The organism is Pseudomonas sp. GW704-F2 (genome assembly GCF_059423025.1).
Genome location: NZ_JBWKXO010000011.1, coordinates 30,348 through 50,179, shown reverse-complemented (window position 1 = coordinate 50,179; position 19,832 = coordinate 30,348). Strand labels below are relative to the sequence as shown.

The window sequence follows — 19,832 nt, the reverse complement described above, 5'->3', positions numbered from 1 at the left end:
GTCAGTTGAGTTTTTTGTTGATGTCGGCCAGCACGCTTTCGATCTCTTTGCGCCGCCCGGCATCGGCGGTTTCCCGGCCCGGCCGTGGAGCGGCGAGCAAGGCTTTTTGCAGGGCCTCGCGGGCTTCGCTGTAGCGTTTTTGCCGGTACAGGTGATCCCCCCAGAAATACAGACTATCTATGCCCGTCGGGTTCAGTTGCAAGGCCTGTTTGAGTAACTGGTCAGCCTTGTCGGCATCGCCAAAGCCGATCGGCCAGCCGGGAACCCGATCATACAATGCGGCGAGGCTGGTGTAGGCCGAGCCTTGCAGGGCCTTGGGGTCGAGGGCGAGGGCTTTTTCCAGGTCGACCTTGGCCGCCTTGACCTTGCTCAACGCGCCAAGCCCGCCCTGGGCACCGGCCCAACTGCTGCTGACGATGCCGGACCAGATCCAGGCCTCGGCCGCTTGAGGGCGCGCCTGGGTGAAGGCTGTCGCCTGGGCGGCAAGTTGCTCAAAGGCCTTGGTGCGCTGTTCCTCGGGCAAGTTGTATTGAATATGGGCCCAGCGTGTCTGGATCTCGGTCAGGCGTTGCTGGTCGGCGCTGTCCAGCGCCCAGGTGAGTGGGCTCAGGGCGGTGAGCAGCAGCGCGGCGAAGAGGCGTTTCATGGGTTCAGATCCTTTTTCACGGGTTTATCGCTGAGGCGGCGGACCAGCGGCAGTTGTTTGCGCAAGCCTCGGTCGACCAGGTTCGGCAGCAGGCTGTTGAGGCGCACAAAAAAGCGCTCCGGCCAGCCCAGGTAAAGGTCGCGGCGGTCGTTGGCAATCGCTTTGATCACGGCGGCGGCCACGCTGTGCGGGTCGTCGACATTGGATTTGAGCGCATCGTTCAAGGCCTGCGCCGCAGGGCTGTTCATCCGCGTGTGGGTGGCACGCGGCGCGACGTACAACACGCCGACCCGCGTATCGGCCAGTTCCCGGCGCAGGGCTTCGGAAAACCCGCGCAAGGCGAACTTGGTCGCGCAGTAGGTGGCATAGCCGGGGTAACCGATGGAGCCGTAAGTGGAGCCGACGTTCACCACCATCGCGCTCGCGGCTTGCTTGAGCATGGGCAGCAGCAGCTTGGTCAGGCAGATCGGCGCGGTGATGTTCAACGCGAGCATGCCGTTGATCTCATTTTCGTCGAGCTGTTCCAGCATGGCGAAGTGGTTGATCCCGGCTGCGTTGATCAGCAGGTTGACGCCGCCGATGGCTTGCGCGGCGGCCAGCACCTTGCGCCGGTCGTTGAGGAAGGTCAGGTCGGCGCCGACCCAGCACAGTTGTTCCGGGTATTGCGCCAACAAGGCTTCCAGCGGTTCGCGATGACGCGCCACGGCCAGCACATGCGCGCCACTGGCGCACAGTGCGGTGGCAATCGCCAGGCCAATGCCACCGCTGGCGCCGGTCAGCACCACACGGGCTTCAGACAGGTGCATGGGGAGCCTCCCCGCTACGCGGCAGGTTGCGGAACATGTCGGTGTACAGCGCGTACACGACTTTGGAGGCGCGGATCACGGCGGCCTGGTCTTCGGGGTCGTCCAGGCTGTTCATCAAGCGGCGGTACGTTTCCATGTGCCCGATGTCCAGGGCACCGTGGGAGCTCAGGTAGCTGAACGCCGTCTCCGGCAGTTGCAGATGATCGCGGATGCTGCCGGCGGCGTGGGTGGCCAGGGCGATGCTGGTGCCTTCCAGCACATTGACCATGCCGAACAGGCCGACCGGGTTGTCACGGGCGATCAGGTCGTAGAGGTAGCTGACCATCAACTCGATGGGCAAGCCCGGGCGTCCGTCACGTACCGCGTCGCGGTCGCCGCCACAGGCCGCGATGTCATCGAGCACCCATTGCTCATGGCCATATTCATCCTCGATGTACTCGCAGACCGCCTTGCGCAGCCACTCCAGGCGCGAGGGCAGGCGCGCACCGCAGGCCATCATCAACGGCACGGTGTGGCGCACGTGGTAGTAGGCCTGGGCGAGGAATTCACGGTAGCTCTCCAGGCTGACCTTGCCTTCCAGTGCATCACGGATGATCGGCAGGCTGAACAGGGTCTGGCGTTCTTGTTGGGTAGCGTCTTGCAGGGTGTCGAAAAAGTTCACGATGAAGTTTCCTCGTTGAGTGCAGGGGCAAGTTGAGATTGATAACGCGCGACGATGGCGTCACGCCGTGGCCGGCCATTGGCGGTGAGCAAGCCGTTGGCGGCGGTGAACGGTTCTTCCAGGCGCGTCCAGCAATGCACCTGTGCGTAGTCGGGCAGGGCGCTGTTGGCCAGGGCCACGGCGGCGGCCAGTTGGGCGTCGGTGCAGTCGGCGCGATGAGGCCACAGCAGCGCGTGGTTCTGCGGCAGGGCTTCGCCGTAGACGAAGGCCTGGGCGATGGCGCCGCCCTGGGTCAGTTCGGCCTCGACCCAGTCCGGGTTGACGTTGCGCCCGTAACTGGTGACGAATTGATGCTTCTTGCGGCCTTTGAGGTAGAGAAAACCGTCGTCGTCGAACGCGCCCAGGTCACCGCTGGGCCACCATTGTTCGGGCTGTTCGGTCTGGCCCAGATAGCCGAGCAAGGTCGAGCCCTTGATCAGCACCTCGTTGTCTTCGGCGAGGCGGATCTCCACATGGGGCAGCGGCTGGCCAACACTGCCGGCGCGCTGGGCACCGGGCCGGTTGAGGCACACCACCGAGGCGCATTCCGACAGGCCGTAGCCTTCGAACACCGGCACGCCCAAGTGCTGCGCGCGCAACAGCAAGGCCTCGGAGACCCGCGCACCGCCCACCGCAGCAAAGCGCAGGCCTTGCGGGTTGAAGGCTTTCTGCTCGGCGGCGATGACCAGCATCAGCAGCAATTGCGGAACCAGGATCAGGCTGTGGGGTTGGCGCACCGCCAGGCAACCGAGCAATTGCGCGGCGTCCACCGCGCTGGCGCCCTGGATGCCCAGGCTCTTCTGGCTGGGCAGGCTCAAGGTGGCGCCGGCATACAGCGCGGCGTAGCACCCCAGGTTCTCGAGCAGGATGGCAAGCGGCAATAATGACAGGTGATGGCGCGGGTCGCTGGCATGGCTGGCCTGGTACAACTCGCGGGCCACCCGCAATACGCTGTCGGCGCTCAGGCACACGCCTTTGGGCGTGCCGGTGGTGCCGGAGGTAAAGGTCACTTTGGCCGTGCCCAGGGGCATCGAAGGGCGGCCGTCGAACGCGCGGCACCAGAAGTCACCGGTTTTGCGGTAACCGCCAGCGTGCAATTCGGCGTCCAGGTAGGGCTCGGCGATCACGCGCTCGGCGTGGCTCTGTTCCAGGCAGTGGGCGCGCTGGGTCGGGCTGAAGAACGGCGGCAGGGTCAGGCAGGTCAAGCCTTCGAACAGGATCGCCAGGTCCCACAGCATGGCCTCGATGCCATTGTCCAGGGCCAGCGCCACCACCTTCACGCCTTCATCGCGCAGGCGTTCCTGTCGAGCGGTCACCTCGGCGAACAGCGCGGTGTAATCCATCTTCAAGGTGTCGCCCCACAGGGCGACGGCGCCGTCATTGCGTTCGGCATAGCCGCGAAGAACAGCGTGGAAACGGCGGGTTTCAGGCGACATGGCTGGCATCCTCAATCGTGGTCGGCAACCCCAGGCGCGAGAACAGGCCCATGTTGCGCAGATGGATGAAGCCGGCGCGGATATTGCCGACATGCACCCAGGGTTGGCTTTCGTAATAACTGCCCCAGTGATGGCGCTCATCGCCCAGGCGCTGCGGGTCGGCGGCGCACAGGGTGACGGGCTTCAGGCCGAGGCGATGGAAACTGTTGACCAGGCCGATATTGCCGGTGAATGCCACCCACTCCAGGCCGGCCATGGCCAGCAACCAGGTGATGGCGATGATGCTCAGGCGCGCACTGCCGGTGTCGCTGGCGGCCAGGTTGCCGACTTCGGCGATGGCCCGGCGGTCTACCGGTTGCGCGGCGGCGGCGCTGATCAGCGGCTCGATCGGATGGTCGAGGTAGCGCTCCAGGAACAACGACTCGTCGCTCGCCAGGCGCACCCCGGCGACGGCGCAGAGTTCACCGTTGGCCTGGCTGACGCCAAACAGCTGCGGCATGAAATGACGGATATCGGCGCCGTGGGCAATCCGAAAGCGCTGCTGGATGAAGGCTTCGAAGGCCGGGCGTTGGGGGTCTTGAGGCAGTGCTCGGGAAAGGCACAGCGATGCGCTGTCGGCTTGGCCGAACAGCAGGGGCAGGGGAATCTTCCAATCGATACCGGGCATTGGCGTTATGCCTCCCAAGTGAAGTTGGGAGAAGTATCAAAGGCATTTCTTAACGAAGTCTGAAGGTGGCGAAAATGATCGTTTCAGCGATCTTCAGATTGTCTTAAGACTAGCCGGGCAGGGTGACTGCGACTTTATCAAGGCCGGGTTCGGCCCCAACCCCTGCACAAGGTGCCTTTTCTATGAGCGAAAACCTGATGACAGCGCGCTATTCAAGGCTGTCGATGATTCTGCACTGGTTGATGCTGGCGTTGTTTGTCGGCGTGTACGGTTGCATCGAAATCAAAGGTCTGTTGCCCCGCGGGCACGCACTCAAGGGGCTGTTCCTCGGCGCCCATGCGCTGTTCGGTATCGGGATTTTCCTGCTGGTCTGGCTGCGCCTGCTCGGGCGCCTGACGCCGCGCCCACCGATCGTGCCGCGCCCGCCGGCCTGGCAGACGGGTGTGTCGCACCTGATGCACCTGGCGTTGTACGGCCTGATGATCGTCACGCCGCTGCTGGCCTGGCTGATGCTCAACGCCGCAGGCAAACCGGTGCCGTATTTCGAGTTTTCCTTGCCGACCCTGGTCGCAGCGGACCCCGACCTGGCCAGGCAGTTCAAGCACTGGCATGAATGGTTGGGCAGCGCCGGTTATTGGCTGATCGGCCTGCACGCCGCCGCCGGTTTGTTCCACCACTATTGGGTGCGGGACAACACCTTGCTGCGCATGCTGCCAAAACGTTAAGAACGCTGAGGTTGCGGTTAAGTCGCTTGATGAAACGTTTCATCAAGCGACAAACGGGCTACGCAAGCGCTTGCGTAAGCAAATCTATCTGATTAGAGTCGGTGGTGATCGGCTCTGATCCAAGGAGCGCGAATACAAAAATAATAAATTCAGGAGCTCAGTCATGAGCCTCGAACCCTTGCTTGAAATGCAGGGCATCAGCAAAACCTTCAGCGGTTTGCGCGTGCTCAAGAATGTCAGCCTGAAAGTCTACCCCGGCGAAATCCACGCCTTGATGGGGGAGAACGGCGCCGGCAAATCCACCCTGATGAAAATCCTCTCCGGCGCTTACCAGGCCGACCCGGGCGGCACCATCCGCATCGCCGGCCAGCCTGTCGCCACGTTCGACCCCGCCACCGCCAAAGCCCTCGGCATCGCCGTGATCTATCAAGAACTGAGCCTGTGCCCGAACCTGAGCGTGGCCGAGAACATCTACCTGGGCCGCGAACTGCGCCGTGGCTGGACCATCGACCGCCAGGGCATGCAGGCCGGTTGCGTGGAAGTGCTGCAACGCCTGGGTGCCGAGTTCACCGCGGCGACGCGGGTCAGCAGCCTGTCGATTGCCGAACGCCAATTGGTGGAAATCGCCCGCGCCCTGCATGCCCACGCCAAGATCCTGGTCATGGACGAGCCCACCACGCCGCTCTCGTCGCGCGAGACCGACCGCCTGTTCGCGCTGATCAAACAGCTGCGCAGCCAGGGCCTGGCGATCATCTATATCAGCCATCGCATGGCTGAGATCTACGAATTGTCGGACCGGGTTTCGGTGCTGCGCGACGGCCAGTACATCGGCGAACTGACCCGCGACGCGCTGTCGGCCGAGGTGTTGGTGAAGATGATGGTCGGCCGCGACCTCTCCGGTTTCTACAAGAAGGAGCACGCGGCCTATGACCCTGGCGCGGTGGTGATGCGCGTGCGCGACATGGCCGACGGCAAACGCGTGCGCAACTGCAGCTTCGACCTGCATGCCGGCGAAGTGCTGGGCATCGCCGGCCTGGTGGGGGCAGGGCGCACCGAACTGGCGCGGCTGATCTTCGGCGCCGACCCGCGCACCGGCGGCACCCTGGAAGTGGTGGGCAAGACCGTCACCCAACTGCGCACCCCGGCCGACGCGATCCGCGCCGGCGTGGTGTACCTCACCGAAGACCGCAAGGCCCAGGGCCTGTTCCTGGACATGAGCGTGGCCGACAACATCAATGTCTGCGCCTGTGTGCCGGACGCCCATGCCGGTGGCGTGCTCAATCGACGGCATGCCGCGCAACGCTCGCAGGACGCGATCAAGTCGCTGTCGATTCGCGTGGCGTCGGGCAAGGTCAACGTCGGCGCGTTGTCCGGCGGCAATCAGCAAAAGGTCTTGTTGGCGCGGCTGCTGGAGGTCAAGCCGCATGTGCTGATCCTCGACGAACCCACGCGCGGCGTGGACATCGGCTCCAAATCCGAGATCTACCGCATCATCAATCAACTGGCGCAGGCCGGCGTAGGCGTCGTGGTGATTTCCAGCGAGTTGCCGGAAATCATCGGCACCTGCGACCGCGTGCTGATCATGCGCGAAGGCCAGTTGGTGGCCGAAGTCGGCGGGGCTTCGGGCCACGTCATTTCCCAGGAACGTATTATTGACCTCGCCACCGGTGGCGATCAGGTGGCTGCCCATGGCTGATTCGAACAACACAATGACCCTCCCGCCAATCGGCAAGGCCGAGCGGCTCAGGGAACTGATGCGCAGCGTCGGCATGCTGCCGGTGCTGGTCCTGCTGCTGGTGGGCTTTGCCCTGGCCAGCGAAAACTTCCTGACGGTGCAGAACCTGTCGATCATCACGCAACAGGCCTCGGTCAACGTGGTGCTGGCGGCGGGCATGACCTTTGTGATCCTCACCGCGGGCATCGACCTGTCCGTCGGCGCGATCCTCGCGGCGTCCGCCGTGGTGGCGTTGCAGGCCTCGATGTCGCCGCAGTTCGGCATGTTCGGGATTGCCGCCGGGATTGGCTTTGGCCTGTTGCTGGGCCTGGTCAACGGTGGGTTGATCGCGTTCATGCGCTTGCCGCCGTTTATCGTCACCCTCGGCGCGCTGACCGCCATGCGCGGCCTGGCGCGTTTGCTGGCCGACGACAAGACCGTGTTCAACCCCGACCTGCCGTTTGCCTTTATCGGCAATGACTCGATCCTCGGCGTGCCGTGGTTGGTGGTGATCGCGGTCGCGGTGGTGGCGTTGTCGTGGTTCATCCTGCGGCGCACGGTGATGGGCGTGCAGATCTATTCGGTGGGCGGCAACCCGGAAGCGGCGCGGCTCTCCGGGATCAAGGTGTGGAAGGTGCTGCTGTTCGTCTACGCGATGTCCGGTGCGTTGGCCGGGCTTGGCGCGGTGATGAGTGCTTCACGCCTGTTCGCCGCCAATGGCCTGCAACTGGGGCAATCCTACGAGCTGGATGCGATCGCTGCAGTGATCCTCGGCGGCACCAGCTTTACCGGCGGTGTCGGCACCATCGGCGGCACGCTGATCGGCGCACTGATCATCGCGGTACTGACCAATGGCCTGGTGCTGCTGGGCGTCTCGGATATCTGGCAGTACATCATCAAGGGCATCGTGATCATCGGCGCGGTCGCGCTGGATCGCTATCGCCAGTCCGGTGCGCGGACCTGAGTTCACTCCTACAACAATCACAAGAGAGACCCACATGAACCTAAAACACATCTTTCCCGTCATTGCCTTGGCTGCCCTGATGTCCCAAGCCGTGGAAGCGCGTGAATTGAAAGCCCTGGGCATCAGCATGGGCTCGCTGGGCAACCCGTATTTCGTGACCCTGGCCGACGGCGCCACGGCCCGCGCCAAGGAGCTGAACCCCGGCGTCAAGGTCACGTCGGTGTCGGCCGACTATGACTTGAGCAAGCAGTTTTCGCAGATCGACAACTTCATCTCGTCCAAGGTCGACCTGATTCTGATCAACGCCGTCGACCCCTCCGCCATGGCCTCGGCGATCAAGAAAGCCCGTGACGCCGGTATCGTCGTGGTGGCGGTGGACGTGGACGCCAAGGGGGTCAACGCGACCGTGCAGACCGACAACGTCGAAGCCGGCAAACTGGCCTGCCAATTCCTGGTGGACAAACTCGCGGGTAAAGGCAACGTGATTATCCAGAACGGCCCGCAAGTGACCGCCGTGACCGACCGCGTCAAAGGTTGCAAGGCCGCCTTGGCCGCTGCGCCGCAGATCAAGGTGCTGTCCGATGACCAGGACGGCAAGGGCTCGCGTGAAGGCGGCCTGAACGTGATGCAGGGCTACCTCACGCGTTTTGCGAAAATCGACGGTCTGTTCGCGATCAACGACCCCCAGGCCATCGGCAGCGACCTGGCGGCCAAGCAGCTCAAACGCAGCGGTATCATCATCACCTCGGTAGATGGCGCGCCGGATATCGAGAATGCGCTGAAGACCGACACCCAGATCCAGGCGTCCTCCAGCCAGGACCCATGGGCCATGGCGCAGACGGCGGTGAATATCGGCAATGACCTTCTCAACGACAAGGCGCCGGCCGAAACGGTTACGCTGCTCACGCCCAAACTGATCACCCGCGACAACGTCGCGACGTACAGCGGCTGGTCGAGTAAACACTGAGTCATTGAGGGGGACAGCGCCGTGGTCACCATGGATGACGTCGCAAGCAGAGCGGGGGTGTCGACGTCAACGGTGTCCCATGTGTTGAACGGCACCCGCAAGGTCAGCCCGGCCACGGTGCAAGCGGTGCAGCGCGCGATCCAGGAACTGGGTTATATCCCCAACACCCTGGCGCGCTCGCTGGCGCGTTCGAGCACCAACACCATCGGCGTGGCGATCTCGGCGCTGTCCAATCATTACTTCAGCGAAACCGTACACGCGATCGAAACCGAGTGCGCCAAGCACGGCTACATGATGCTGTTCGTCGATACCCACGACGACCCGGAGCAGGAGCTGCGGGTGGTCACGGCGCTGCATCACCGGCGCGTCGACGGCATTGTGTTGGCGCCTTCGAACGGTTCGCTGGCCCTGGAGTATCTACGGGCCAGCGAGATTCCGGCGGTGCTGGTGGACCGGATGATGAGTGAACAATTCGATCAGGTCGGGGTGGCGAATACCCAGCCCACCCAGGCGCTGATTGCCCACCTGATCGCCCATGGGCATCGCCGAATTGGCTTCATCGCCGGGCGCCTGGGGTTCAGCACCACGGATGAACGGGTGGCTGGTTATCGCGCGGCATTGGCGGCCGCGGGGCTGGCGTTCGATCCGCAACTGCTGGTCAACGGCGGCTCCAACACCGAACCGGCACGCCAGGCCACGGTGCAGTTACTGGGCCTGGCCGCGCCGCCGACCGCGATCATGGCCGGCAACAACCTGATGACCCTCGGCGCCATGCAGGCCTTGCGCGATGCACATATCGAAGTGCCGGCGCAGATGGCGCTGGTGGGCTTCGATGATTTTGATTGGGCGGATTTCTTTGTGCCGCGCCTGACGTTGATCGCCCAGCCGGTCCAGGCGCTCGGCGCTCGTGCGGTCAACCTGTTACTGCAACGCATGGCCGCACCCGATGCGCCGACCCGCAGTGTGCGTCTGGAGCCGACCCTGCAAATACGTAACTCCTGTGGCTGTGATTGATTGGAATGACACGCGTATGAACACTGCTGTTTCCCTCGGCATCGACCTGGGCACCTCGGAACTCAAAGCCATCCTGATGGACGCCAGCGGCGCGGTGCTGGCTCAGGCCGGCGTGCGCTTGAGCGTCTCGCGCCGGCACCCCGGCTGGTCCGAACAGGCGCCGCAAGACTGGTGGCAAGCCTGTTTGCAGGCGCTGGATGTGTTGCGCGCTCATGAATCGTTTGCCCGTGTGGCGTGCATCGGCCTGTCTGGGCAAATGCACGGCGCGGTATTGCTGGGGGATGACGATCGCGTGTTATACCCGGCGATTCTGTGGGACGACTCGCGCGCGGTGGCCGAAGCGGCACAGCTCGGCCCAGGGTTTGCCGACGTCACCGGCAGCTTGCCCATGGCCGGCTTGACCGCGCCGAAACTGCTCTGGCTGCAACGGCATGAGCCCGAAGTGTTCAAGGCCATCGATTGCGTGCTGTCGCCCAAGGACTACCTGCGCCTGCGCTTGAGCGGGGAGCGCGTCAGCGAGATGTCCGATGCGGCCGGAACGCTGTGGCTGGACGTGGCCAATCGTCAATGGTTCAGCCCCATGCTGCGGGCCACCGGCCTGGCGCTGGAACAAATGCCCAGGCTGGTGGAGGGCGGTGCGGCAAGCGCGTGTCTGACCGCCCGCGAGCTGGGTTTGCGCGCCGAGGTGGTGATTGCCGGCGGCGGTGGCGACAACCCGGTTGCGGCGGTCGGCATCGGCGCGATCAATGCCGGCGACGGTTTCATCACGCTGGGCACCAGCGCGGCGATTGTCGCCATCACCGACCATGCGGCGGGCAACCCGGCCAGCGCGGTACACAGCTTCTGCCATGCGCTGCCCGACCGTTGGTACACCATGGGCGCGATGCTGGCCGGCGCCAGTTGTTTGCGCTGGGTCACGCGCCTGACGGGCATGCCGGATGAACAGGCGCTGTTGGATCAGGTCCAGGCCCAGTTGCCCATCGGCCAATCGGTGCCGCTGGATACGCCGTTGTTCCTGCCGTACCTGGCCGGCGAACGCACCCCGCATAACGACCCTTTATTACGCGGCGGCTTTATGAACCTGGGCCACGACTGCACCCCGGCGATGCTGGGGTATGCGGTGATGGAAGGCGTGGGTTTTGGCCTGCTCGACGCGTTGCGCGCGGTGCAATCGAGCGGCGCCGACGTCACCGCCTGTGCGCTGGTGGGTGGCGGCGCGCGCAGTGAGTATTGGGCGCAGTTGCTGGCCAACATCCTGCAGCGGGAAATCTTCACGCTGCACGGCAGTGAACTGAGCGCGTGCATCGGCGCGGCGAAGTTGGGCTTTTTGGCCATCGGGCAGGGCGCTGCGTTGCTCGCGGCGGGCATGCCGGTCAAGGCGCGGTATGTACCGGACGTGGCGCAACAGCCGGTGCTGGAGGCGCGTTATCGCAAGTTTCAGGGGCTGTTGGGCGCGGCCAAGGCTCTGCACGACTGACTTGATCCGGCCCTGTGGGAGGGAGCTTGCTCCCGATAGCGGAGTGTCAGTCACTGCATAAGTACCTGAACCACTGCTATCCCCACCTAAGGTTTGTCGGCGTTAGTCCGTCAGCGGTGGCAGGCGTCGCTTCACTGGGGTTTTCTTGACGATGGCGGTGTTGGTCTCGGCATAGACGTTGAGCCGATCCAGCAGGCTGTCGAGGTGGTCCATGGTGCGTACATGCAGGCGTGCGATGAAGCAGTCCTCGCCGGTGACTTTGTCGCATTCGGTGAATTCGGGGATGGCCTGGATCTGCCGCTCCACTTCCTGCAATTGGCCGGGCAGGGGACGGATACGCACGATGGCTTGCAGCAGGTAGCCGAAGTGTTTGGGGTCGATGTCGACCGTGTAATGGGTCAGCACGCCGCGCTCTTCCAGGCGGCGCAGGCGTTCGCCGACGCTGGGCGAGGACAGGCCGGTGATGCCGGCCAGGGCCTTGAGGGACAGCCGGGAGTCGTCCATCAAAGCGCCGATCAGTTGTTGGTCGATGGTGTCGATCATGGTGTGCGCCTAATAAATAAAGGTCATTGAGGCTTTTCGCCTTTTTTAGGCGCTGGAGCCGCGGCGAACCAGCTTGCCATAATTGAGCCTCACTTGAGGAGTCTCAATCATGGATACATCCATCCGTCGCGGGTCGTGGGAAATGGTCGCCGCCATGCTGATCTCGGGCACCATTGGCTGGTTTGTACTGGTGTCGGGCGTATCGGTGCTCGAAGTGGTGTTCTGGCGCTGCGTGATCGGGGCGCTGACGTTATTGCTGGTGTGCGCGCTGCTCGGTTACCTGCGCCGGGACTTGCTCAGTTGGGCCGGGCTCGGCCTGGCGATGCTCAGCGGAGTGGCCATTGTCGGCAACTGGTTGCTGCTGTTCGAATCGTATTCCCGCGCGTCCATCGCCATCAGCACTGCGGTGTACAACGTGCAGCCGTTCATGTTGGTGATGCTGGCGGCGCTGTTTCTCGGTGAAAAGCTCAGCGTGCCGAAGCTGGCGTGGCTGAGTGTGGCATTCCTCGGGATGCTGGCGATTGTCAGCGCCCATGGCAATCAGCCAACCGGCGGCGACTACCTGGCCGGTATCGCCCTGGCCCTCGGCGCGGCGTTTCTGTATGCGCTTGCCGCGCTGATCATCAAGCGCCTGAAGGCGGTGCCGCCGCATTTGATCGCGCTGATCCAGGTCACGACCGGTGCGTTGTTACTGGCGCCGCTGGTGCCGTGGCACAGTCTGCCGGTGGCGCACAACGCCTGGGCGGCCTTGTTGACGCTCGGGGTGGTACACACCGGTTTGATGTATGTGTTGCTGTACGGGGCGATCCAGAAGTTACCGACGGCCATCACCGGCGCGTTATCGTTTATCTACCCGATTGCGGCGATTCTGGTCGACTGGATTGCCTTTGGGCATCGCCTGGGTTGGCTGCAATGGCTGGGCGTCGCCGCGATTCTGTTGGCTGCCGCCGGGTTGCAAAGGGGCTGGTGGTGGCGCCCCAAAGCTGTGGTGCAAGTGCAGTGATCGAGAGCGAGCGCGCCGTTGCAGCGCGCCCGCGGTTCGATCAATGCGGCGCGCGCGGGATGGTCTTGAGCAGATCGTCCGGGCTGATGTAGCCGACTACGCTGCCTGGCTGCGGCAACCCGAGGATGTGCCCCTTGATCTTGCCCACCACATGCATTTCGCATGGCTTGCAGTCGAATTTCAGGGTCAGCACTTCATCGCCATGGATCAACTGCATCGGCGCAACCTTGGTCTTCACCCCCGTCACGCCCTTGGCCTGTTTGGGGCAGAGGTTGAACGAGAAACGCAGGCAGTGCTTGGTGATCATCACCGGCACTTCACCGGTTTCTTCGTGGGCTTCGAAGGCCGCGTCGATCAGTTTCACGCCGTGGCGGTGGTAGAAATCCCGGGCCTTCTGGTTATACACGTTGGCCAGGAACGACAGGTGCGCTTCCGGGTACACCGGCGGCGGGCTGGTTTCGGCCTTGCGCCCACCACGCGGGTGAGCGTCGATGCGCGCCGCTGTCAGCGCTTCGATCACTTCACGGCGCGCGGCCTTGAGCTGCGAGTTGGGGATGAAGAACGCCTGCGGCGCATCCAGCTCGATGGCGGTGGCGTGGTATTCGGTGGTGCCCAGTTGGCCGAGCAGGTCACGCAGGGTGTCCAGCGCCTGTTCCGGTTTGTTGGCCACACCGAACGGGCCGGGCAGGGCGACGCTGGCGGTGATGCCTTCTTCGCTGGTGGCGTTCAGTTCCAGGCGCGCTTCGCGCAGTCGGGCGACCCACGACAGGCCGATCCGGCGCTCGGCGGAGGTTTTGAGCAGCGCCTGTTGCCAGTTGTGGTCGAGGTTGCGGTTCAGCGGGTGGTTGGGGCGCAACTGATGCAGGCCGGCCGGCATTTCGTTCGGCTCGACGCGATAGCGGTAGCGCTTCTCGCCGTCTTCCTCGAACTCGCCCTTGGCCTCGGCGATATTGGCGCGGAAACCCACCACTTCGCGCTTGACCAGCACATTCAGGCCGTCGCCGTTGGACAGCGGCTCATGGGTGATCACTTGCAGGTCGCGTTTGCCGGCTTTTTCCACCACGCCCACCGGCAGGCCGGTGAAGGTCGGGGTGTCGAAGGCGCCGATGTCGATCTTGCGGTCGCTGACGAAATAGTCGGTGCTGCCCCGGTGGAAGGTCTTTTCCGGGTCGGGCAGGAAGAAATGCGCGGTCCGGCCGCTGGAAGCGCGGGCCAGGTCGGGGCGGTCTTCGAGGATCTCGTCGAGGCGCTGGCGGTAATAGGCGGTGATGTTCTTCACATAGCCCATGTCCTTGTAGCGCCCTTCGATCTTGAACGAGCGCACACCGGCATCGACCAGGGCGCGCAGGTTGGCGCTCTGGTTGTTGTCTTTCATCGACAGCAGGTGCTTTTCAAAGGCGACGACGCGGCCTTGATCGTCTTTGAGGGTGTACGGCAGGCGGCACGCCTGGGAACAGTCGCCGCGGTTGGCGCTGCGGCCGTTCTGCGCGTGGGAGATATTGCACTGCCCGGAGAACGCCACGCACAGGGCGCCGTGGATGAAGAACTCGATGGCGGCATCGGTTTCATCGGCAATGGCGCGGATTTCCTGCAGGTTCAGCTCGCGGGCCAATACCAGCTGCGAGAAGCCGGCCTGGTCGAGAAATTTGGCGCGGCCCAGGGTGCGGATGTCGGTCTGGGTGCTGGCGTGCAGCTCGATCGGCGGGATATCCAGCTCCATCACGCCCAGGTCTTGCACGATCAACGCGTCGACGCCAGCGTCGTAGAGCTGATGGATCAGCTTGCGCGCCGGTTCCAGTTCGTTGTCATGCAAGATGGTGTTGAGGGTGGTGAAGACGCGGGCGTGGTAGCGCCGGGCGAATTCGACCAATTGCGCGATATCGCTGACCTCGTTGCAGGCGTTGTGGCGGGCGCCGAAGCTTGGGCCGCCGATGTAGATGGCGTCGGCGCCATGCAGGATGGCCTCGCGCGCGATGGCGACATCGCGGGCAGGGCTGAGCAATTCCAGGTGATGTTTGGGCAAGGACATAGTTTTTTTAGTCAGGCTTGTCACGGTCGAGGCGCGCATTGTAGCCGTGAAACGCCTGACCGGCACCTACCGCAGGGCCGCCGGCGGGCTTGGCCTGCAAGGTGCCAGGCCAATGACGGGGGTTTCAATCGACGCGGGTTCAGGCCTTGGCGGCCATCGCGGTGACTTCCACACGCATGCCTTCCACCGCCAGGGCCGCCACGCCAACCGCGGCACGCACCGGCCACGGCTTGGCGAAGAAGCGCTTGTAGACCTCGTTGAACGCCGCGCGGTCGGCCATGTCGGTCAGGTAGATGGTCAGGTGCATCACCCGGTCCATGGAACTGCCGGCGCGTTCAAGGGCAACTTTCAGCGCTTGCAGCGTGCATTCGCTTTGCGCGGTGATGTCGCCCAGTTCCAGGCTGCCGTCGGCGCGGGTCGGGATCTGGGTGGAGACCAGGATGCCGTTGAAGCCGATCACGTCGGAGGAAATCGAGTCGGCATCCGGATCAGGGGTGAAGGACAGGTCGTGGTTGGCCATGACGTTCTCTTGGCAGGGAAAAGGGGCGCCAATTTAAACACAGGGGGCGCGAGGATCAGTACTCTTCGGCTTTGCAGGCGTGGCGAGCGACGAGTATTTGACGTCAAATGATATTTATTTTTCATCGGTCAAGTCCGGTATTTATTGGCCGATAGTGCAGGAGATAACCCCCGATTCTACGCACGGCTGAGGCTACGTCATGTTCAATCACACACTAAAAACAGAACTGGCGGCCAGGAGGGCCGAAGTCGCTGAATACCAAGGATTGATTGCCGCGCTTGAGCGCTCCATGGCCGTGGTCGAATTCGACCTCAATGGCAAGGTGTTGCGCGCCAATGACAACTTTATGAAAACCCTGGGTTACAGCAGCGCTCAATTGGCCGGCAAGACCCACCGTGATTTTTGCCCGTCGGCGCTGACCAGCAGCCCTGCCTATGCCGAGTTCTGGCAGGAACTCAGGGCCGGTAAGTTCGTCTCGGGCACATTCAAACGGGTGGACGCCCACGGCAAGATCATCTGGCTGGAGGCCAGCTACAACCCGGTGCTGGATGAGCGCGGCCAGGTCGTGAAAGTGGTCAAGTACGCCCTCGACGTCACGCGCAAAGTGGAGCAGGAGGCGGCGACCCGCAGCAAGCTGGCTGCGCTGGACCGGGCGATGGCGGTGATCGAGTTCGATTTGAACGGGCAAGTGCTCGATGCCAACGAGAATTTCCTCACGGTCATGGGGTATTCACTGACGGAACTCAAAGGCAAGCATCACCGTATGTTTTGCGAACCGGCCCAGGTCAACAGCCCTGAGTACGCCGACTTCTGGCGGCGCTTGAACAATGGTGAATTCTTCACCGGGCAATTCAAGCGTATCGGCAAGCACGGCCGCGTGGTGTGGTTGGAGGCGAGTTACAACCCGGTGTATGACGGCGACGGCAAGCTGATCAAAATCGTCAAGTTCGCCAGCGACATCAGCGAGCGTGTCGAGAAGTTCGAGGAGGATTCACGCGGTGCTTCCCGCGCTTACCATATTTCCTCGGAAACCGAGCGATTCGCCGAGCATGGCACCCAGGTGATCCACGAAACCGCCAGTGAAATGCGCCGCATTGCCGATAATATCGGCGCCTCGGCACGCCTGGTGGGGCAGTTGGGCGATCGTTCCGAGCAGATCACTGCGATCGTCAATACCATTCGCGGTATTGCCGACCAGACCAACCTGCTGGCGCTCAACGCCGCCATCGAGGCCGCGCGCGCAGGCGATCAGGGCCGTGGTTTTGCGGTGGTGGCCGATGAGGTCAGGCAACTGGCGGGGCGCACCAGCCGTTCCACCGCCGAGATTGCCGAGATGATCGGCCTGATTCTGTCGGAAACCCGTGACGCAGTCGCCAGCATGAGCGCGACCCAGGAAGGCGCGCAACGTGGCGTCAGCCTGGCCGACCAGGCGGGTGCGGTGATTCTGCAGATCCGCACCAGCACCAGCGATGCGGTGCAAGCCGTGAGCATGTTTGCGTCAAAGCTGGATGAGTCGGAGGTGGTTCCGAAAACCGCTGTCGGCTGGGTCGGCTAGACGCGCACCCGGGGTCAGTCTCACTCCTCTACATCCATGAACTCTTTGGCCCAGGCCACGTAGCTCTCCGGCAGGGTGTAGGTGTGAGTAAGCTCGGTGGCACTGAGGTTCGAGGTGCTGTGGGTGAGCTGACGTTGGGCGCGCAGGCTGTCGTAGGTGGCCTTGATCGCTGCGAAGTAGGCGCCGTGGCCGGCCACCACGATGCGTACTCCCAGGCTTGCCAGGCGCTGGCTGTCATTGAGTTTCGGGTTGCCGTAGGTCACCAGCATCAAGGGCACCGTGAGTTGTTGCGCAATCTGCTCAAGGTGCTCGAAGTCGCTGACACCCACCATGCAGATCCCATCGGCACCGGCTTTTTCATAGGCCAGGGTGCGTTCGATCACAGCCTCGGTCGGCAACACCTTCGCGTTAGTGCGGGCGATGATGGACAGCTCGGGGTCGACCCGTGCTTCAAGGGCGGCCCTGACTTTGCCGATGCCTTCCTCGATGGAAATCAGATCGGTCGATTTGCGCCCGAACTGCGCCGGCAACAGCGTGTCTTCAATCGTCAGTGCCGCTACGCCTGCGCGTTCCAGCTCCGCGACGGTACGCATGACATTCAGGGCATTGCCATAGCCGTGGTCGGCATCGGCAATCACCGGCAACTGCGCAACGCGGCCGATCCGGGTGGCCTGTTCAACGAACTCACTCAAGGTGATCAACGCAAAATCGGGTGCCGCCAGTACCTGCAGCGAAGCGACCGAGCCCCCCAGAATGCCGACCTCGAAGCCCAGGTCGGCGGCGATACGCGCCGACATCGGGTCGAACACAGAGGCCGTCTCAACGCACAGTGGCGTAGCAAGCAGTTCACGGAAATTACGACGCAGGGCTGAGTGGGACACTTTGGGCATGATCTTTCCTGGTTCTGGTCATTGTCGACTGACGATCAATGCCTATTCATAGTCGTCAGAGATTACCACGCCACAAAACCCAGGATTATGACGTTTGAGAATGGGCTATGCCCACCGCACATACGGTGGGCGCGAGGTGTGCGCCGTTCAGTCGGCAGGCTGGCTAAGCAGGTTGAAATGACAGGCGCTGCCACCGCGTCGTTTAGCCTGGTACATCGCGTCGTCGGCCCGTGCGAGCAGTTGCTCGACGCTTGCCCCGTCCCATGGATACAGGCTGATGCCGACGCTGATGTGTGTGTTCAGGCGGTGGGCATCGATCATGAACGGCTGGTTGATTGCGCCGATCAATTTATCGGCCAACACCTCGACCTGCCTGGCGTGGTCCATGCCGGTCACCAGGATCGCAAACTCATCGCCGCTCAAACGGCCGACGACATCGGACCTGCGCACCGACTGGCTGAGGCGTTCGGCCACCGCCACCAGCAATTTGTCGCCGCACGCATGCCCATGGGTGTCGTTGACCGCTTTGAAACGGTCCAGGTCGATAAACATCAACGCCAGCGGCTGTTGCTGCTGGGTGGCATGACTCATCGCTTGATTGAGCAGGCTCAGAAACAGGCTGCGGTTGGGCAAGCCGGTCAGTCCGTCATGGAACGCCAGTTGTTGCATGCGCGCACGTTCTTCGTCCATCACCTTGAAGTTGTGCAGGATCGCGATGAAGTGCGTGACCACGCCCTGCGGGTCGAGCACCGGGGTAATGACCTGATTGATCGTACAGTTGGAGCCGTCCTTGCGGCGCTCGACCATCTCGCCCTGCCAGGTCAGGCCCGCCATGATGGTCATCCACAGCTCCCGATAGAACGTGGTGGTTTGCCGTCCCGACGACAAAAGGTGCGGGGTTTTACCGACCAGCTCCAGCTTCGAATAGCCACTCAACAGGCTGAACGCTCGGTTGATCCACACAATGCAACCCGATCTCTCGGTGATCAGCACCGGGTTTGTCGCCGCGTCCAACGCCCTCACCAACACTTGCTGCTCATCTTCGATCATGGTGCCCTCCGACGGAGCCGGTGACGCTGCAAGTCTTGATGCAGGCTAGGGGCAAGGGGCCCGGCGGCTGTTGATGAAAATCAACTTTTGCGGGCACCAACTGATAAAGATCAAGTAGCCGCTGAGCCGGAACGCTCAATCTGAAGACCTATCCACCGAATCAGATGGCCGCGTGCCGAGGTGCCCCCATGTTGCAGACTCAGCGTTTACTGTTGATTGCCCCTTCGTCCATGACCCGCACACCGGCGTTCGATCGTGCAGCTGCCTTGGCGCGCGCGATGCAGTTGCCGTTGCATATCGTGGCATTCGACTATTTGCAGGCCCTGGCGATCGCCGGGCTGTTTGCGCCCGAACAGATCAATCGGGCCCGGGAAGGGTACCTGGACACCCATCGCCACTGGCTCGCCGAGCAGGCCGAGGTGATGCGCCAGCGCGGGGTCGAGGTCACCAGCGAGGTGGTCTGGGTGCATCATCCTTATGAGGAAATCCTGCATTTCGTCAACGAGATGTCGCTGGCCCTGATCATCAAGGATGCCGAGGAAGAGCCGGCGTTGAAACGGGTGTTCTTCACCCCGCTGGATTGGCAACTGCTGCGCGACTGCCCGGTGCCGGTGCATCTGGTCACCGACTCGCGCCACCCGTTGCCACGCAAGGTGCTGGCGATTGTCGATGTGTTGCGCAGCGAGGAGCAGGACCAGATCTTCAACGACCAGATTGTCGAAGCGGCGGTCAAGCTGGCCGCGCAATGCCAGGCCCAGCTCGAGTTGCTGCATGTGTACGACTGGGCCGCGGTGTATGCCAAGGACATGGGCTTCGGCGCGGTGCCCCTGGCCGCCGGGCTCTATGAGTCGTTGAATGAAGCCCAGCATGAGGCGTTTGCCGCGTTGGCCGAGCGCCAGGGGATTCCCGTCGAGCATCGGCACTTTATCGAGGGCACGCCGCTCTTCAACATTTGCGACTTCGCCCGCGACCACCAGATCGACATCATCGTCATGGGCACCGTGCAGCACTGGGGCTTGAACAAGCTGTTGGGCACTACCGCCGAAAGCCTGCTGCACCACGCGCCGTGCAGTATGTGGGCGATCAAACCGACGCGCAGCTGATGAAGGATTGAACCTGGCGCCAG

At 63.1% G+C, this 19,832-nt stretch carries 19 protein-coding genes and 1 pseudogene; 10 read left to right on the top strand and 10 right to left on the bottom strand.

Annotated elements, in window-relative coordinates; all coding sequences use genetic code 11:
• Position 1: 1 nt before the first annotated feature.
• The 5 genes from AC07W0_RS11930 to AC07W0_RS11910 are packed head-to-tail and all read right to left on the bottom strand — an operon-like array spanning position 2 to position 4,255.
• Positions 2 to 646, bottom strand: coding sequence for a tetratricopeptide repeat protein (locus AC07W0_RS11930; protein WP_017845734.1), 645 nt, complete (start codon positions 644 to 646; stop codon positions 2 to 4).
• A complete protein-coding gene (locus AC07W0_RS11925; protein ID WP_102617460.1) occupies positions 643 to 1,452 on the bottom strand; it encodes an SDR family oxidoreductase in 810 nt (269 codons plus the stop codon). Before AC07W0_RS11925 ends, AC07W0_RS11930 begins: the two co-directional genes overlap by 4 nt.
• Positions 1,439 to 2,113, bottom strand: a complete 675-nt coding sequence (locus AC07W0_RS11920) for an iron-containing redox enzyme family protein (RefSeq protein WP_017845736.1) — start codon at positions 2,111 to 2,113, stop codon at positions 1,439 to 1,441. Before AC07W0_RS11920 ends, AC07W0_RS11925 begins: the two co-directional genes overlap by 14 nt.
• Positions 2,110 to 3,588 (bottom strand): AMP-binding protein, encoded by a 1,479-nt coding sequence (locus tag AC07W0_RS11915; RefSeq protein WP_102617459.1) that lies wholly within the window; start codon positions 3,586 to 3,588, stop codon positions 2,110 to 2,112. Before AC07W0_RS11915 ends, AC07W0_RS11920 begins: the two co-directional genes overlap by 4 nt.
• The gene (locus tag AC07W0_RS11910; protein ID WP_017845738.1) at positions 3,578 to 4,255 is read right to left on the bottom strand and encodes a thermostable hemolysin; all 678 of its coding nucleotides are present in this window, start codon (positions 4,253 to 4,255) and stop codon (positions 3,578 to 3,580) included. Before AC07W0_RS11910 ends, AC07W0_RS11915 begins: the two co-directional genes overlap by 11 nt.
• A 182-nt stretch (positions 4,256 to 4,437) precedes the next feature.
• On the opposite strand from AC07W0_RS11910, the gene AC07W0_RS11905 reads away from it, so the two are divergent.
• The 6 genes from AC07W0_RS11905 (at position 4,438) to xylB (ending at position 11,116) form a co-directional block, all read left to right on the top strand.
• The gene (locus AC07W0_RS11905) at positions 4,438 to 4,980 is read left to right on the top strand and encodes a cytochrome b (protein WP_102617458.1); all 543 of its coding nucleotides are present in this window, start codon (positions 4,438 to 4,440) and stop codon (positions 4,978 to 4,980) included.
• 163 nt (positions 4,981 to 5,143) lie between these two features.
• A complete protein-coding gene (locus tag AC07W0_RS11900) occupies positions 5,144 to 6,676 on the top strand; it encodes a sugar ABC transporter ATP-binding protein (RefSeq protein ID WP_017845740.1) in 1,533 nt (510 codons plus the stop codon).
• A gap of 13 nt (positions 6,677 to 6,689) precedes the next feature.
• Positions 6,690 to 7,658 (top strand): ABC transporter permease subunit, encoded by a 969-nt coding sequence (locus AC07W0_RS11895; protein ID WP_086005473.1) that lies wholly within the window; start codon positions 6,690 to 6,692, stop codon positions 7,656 to 7,658.
• A gap of 34 nt (positions 7,659 to 7,692) precedes the next feature.
• Positions 7,693 to 8,625, top strand: coding sequence for an ABC transporter substrate-binding protein (locus AC07W0_RS11890; RefSeq protein WP_057004076.1), 933 nt, complete (start codon positions 7,693 to 7,695; stop codon positions 8,623 to 8,625).
• 21 nt (positions 8,626 to 8,646) lie between these two features.
• Positions 8,647 to 9,639: a LacI family DNA-binding transcriptional regulator gene (locus tag AC07W0_RS11885; protein WP_046484198.1), complete on the top strand. Its 993-nt coding sequence runs from the start codon at positions 8,647 to 8,649 to the stop codon at positions 9,637 to 9,639.
• Between the two features lie 16 nt (positions 9,640 to 9,655).
• Entirely contained in the window at positions 9,656 to 11,116 is a 1,461-nt protein-coding gene (xylB, locus tag AC07W0_RS11880; protein ID WP_102617457.1) for a xylulokinase, read from the top strand.
• Positions 11,117 to 11,218: 102 nt separating this feature from the next.
• On the opposite strand, the gene AC07W0_RS11875 is transcribed toward xylB, so the two are convergent.
• Positions 11,219 to 11,659 (bottom strand): Lrp/AsnC family transcriptional regulator, encoded by a 441-nt coding sequence (locus AC07W0_RS11875; RefSeq protein ID WP_017845744.1) that lies wholly within the window; start codon positions 11,657 to 11,659, stop codon positions 11,219 to 11,221.
• A gap of 109 nt (positions 11,660 to 11,768) precedes the next feature.
• On the opposite strand from AC07W0_RS11875, the gene AC07W0_RS11870 reads away from it, so the two are divergent.
• The gene (locus AC07W0_RS11870; RefSeq protein ID WP_102617456.1) at positions 11,769 to 12,662 is read left to right on the top strand and encodes a DMT family transporter; all 894 of its coding nucleotides are present in this window, start codon (positions 11,769 to 11,771) and stop codon (positions 12,660 to 12,662) included.
• A gap of 40 nt (positions 12,663 to 12,702) precedes the next feature.
• Here AC07W0_RS11870 and AC07W0_RS11865 read toward each other — a convergent pair whose 3' ends face one another.
• Positions 12,703 to 14,691, bottom strand: a complete 1,989-nt coding sequence (locus AC07W0_RS11865) for a peptidase U32 family protein (RefSeq protein ID WP_102617455.1) — start codon at positions 14,689 to 14,691, stop codon at positions 12,703 to 12,705.
• A gap of 139 nt (positions 14,692 to 14,830) precedes the next feature.
• Positions 14,831 to 15,211: a RidA family protein gene (locus AC07W0_RS11860; RefSeq protein ID WP_046383374.1), complete on the bottom strand. Its 381-nt coding sequence runs from the start codon at positions 15,209 to 15,211 to the stop codon at positions 14,831 to 14,833.
• A gap of 199 nt (positions 15,212 to 15,410) precedes the next feature.
• Between AC07W0_RS11860 and AC07W0_RS11855 the strand changes: the two are divergent.
• Positions 15,411 to 16,178: pseudogene (locus AC07W0_RS11855) on the top strand (PAS domain-containing protein); the annotation flags it as partial.
• 93 nt (positions 16,179 to 16,271) lie between these two features.
• Positions 16,272 to 16,766, top strand: a complete 495-nt coding sequence (locus AC07W0_RS11850) for a methyl-accepting chemotaxis protein (RefSeq protein ID WP_232591880.1) — start codon at positions 16,272 to 16,274, stop codon at positions 16,764 to 16,766.
• A 20-nt stretch (positions 16,767 to 16,786) separates the two neighbouring features.
• On the opposite strand, the gene AC07W0_RS11845 is transcribed toward AC07W0_RS11850, so the two are convergent.
• Both AC07W0_RS11845 and AC07W0_RS11840 read right to left on the bottom strand, forming a co-directional pair.
• Complete coding sequence (locus tag AC07W0_RS11845; protein WP_017845749.1) at positions 16,787 to 17,656, bottom strand: isocitrate lyase/PEP mutase family protein; 870 nt, start codon at positions 17,654 to 17,656, stop codon at positions 16,787 to 16,789.
• Between the two features lie 147 nt (positions 17,657 to 17,803).
• On the bottom strand, positions 17,804 to 18,706 hold the full coding sequence (locus AC07W0_RS11840; RefSeq protein ID WP_017845750.1) for a GGDEF domain-containing protein: 903 nt from the start codon (positions 18,704 to 18,706) through the stop codon (positions 17,804 to 17,806).
• Between the two features lie 188 nt (positions 18,707 to 18,894).
• Here AC07W0_RS11840 and AC07W0_RS11835 point away from each other — a divergent pair, with 188 nt between their 5' ends.
• Positions 18,895 to 19,809, top strand: a complete 915-nt coding sequence (locus tag AC07W0_RS11835; RefSeq protein ID WP_017845751.1) for a universal stress protein — start codon at positions 18,895 to 18,897, stop codon at positions 19,807 to 19,809.
• Positions 19,810 to 19,832: the final 23 nt, after the last annotated feature.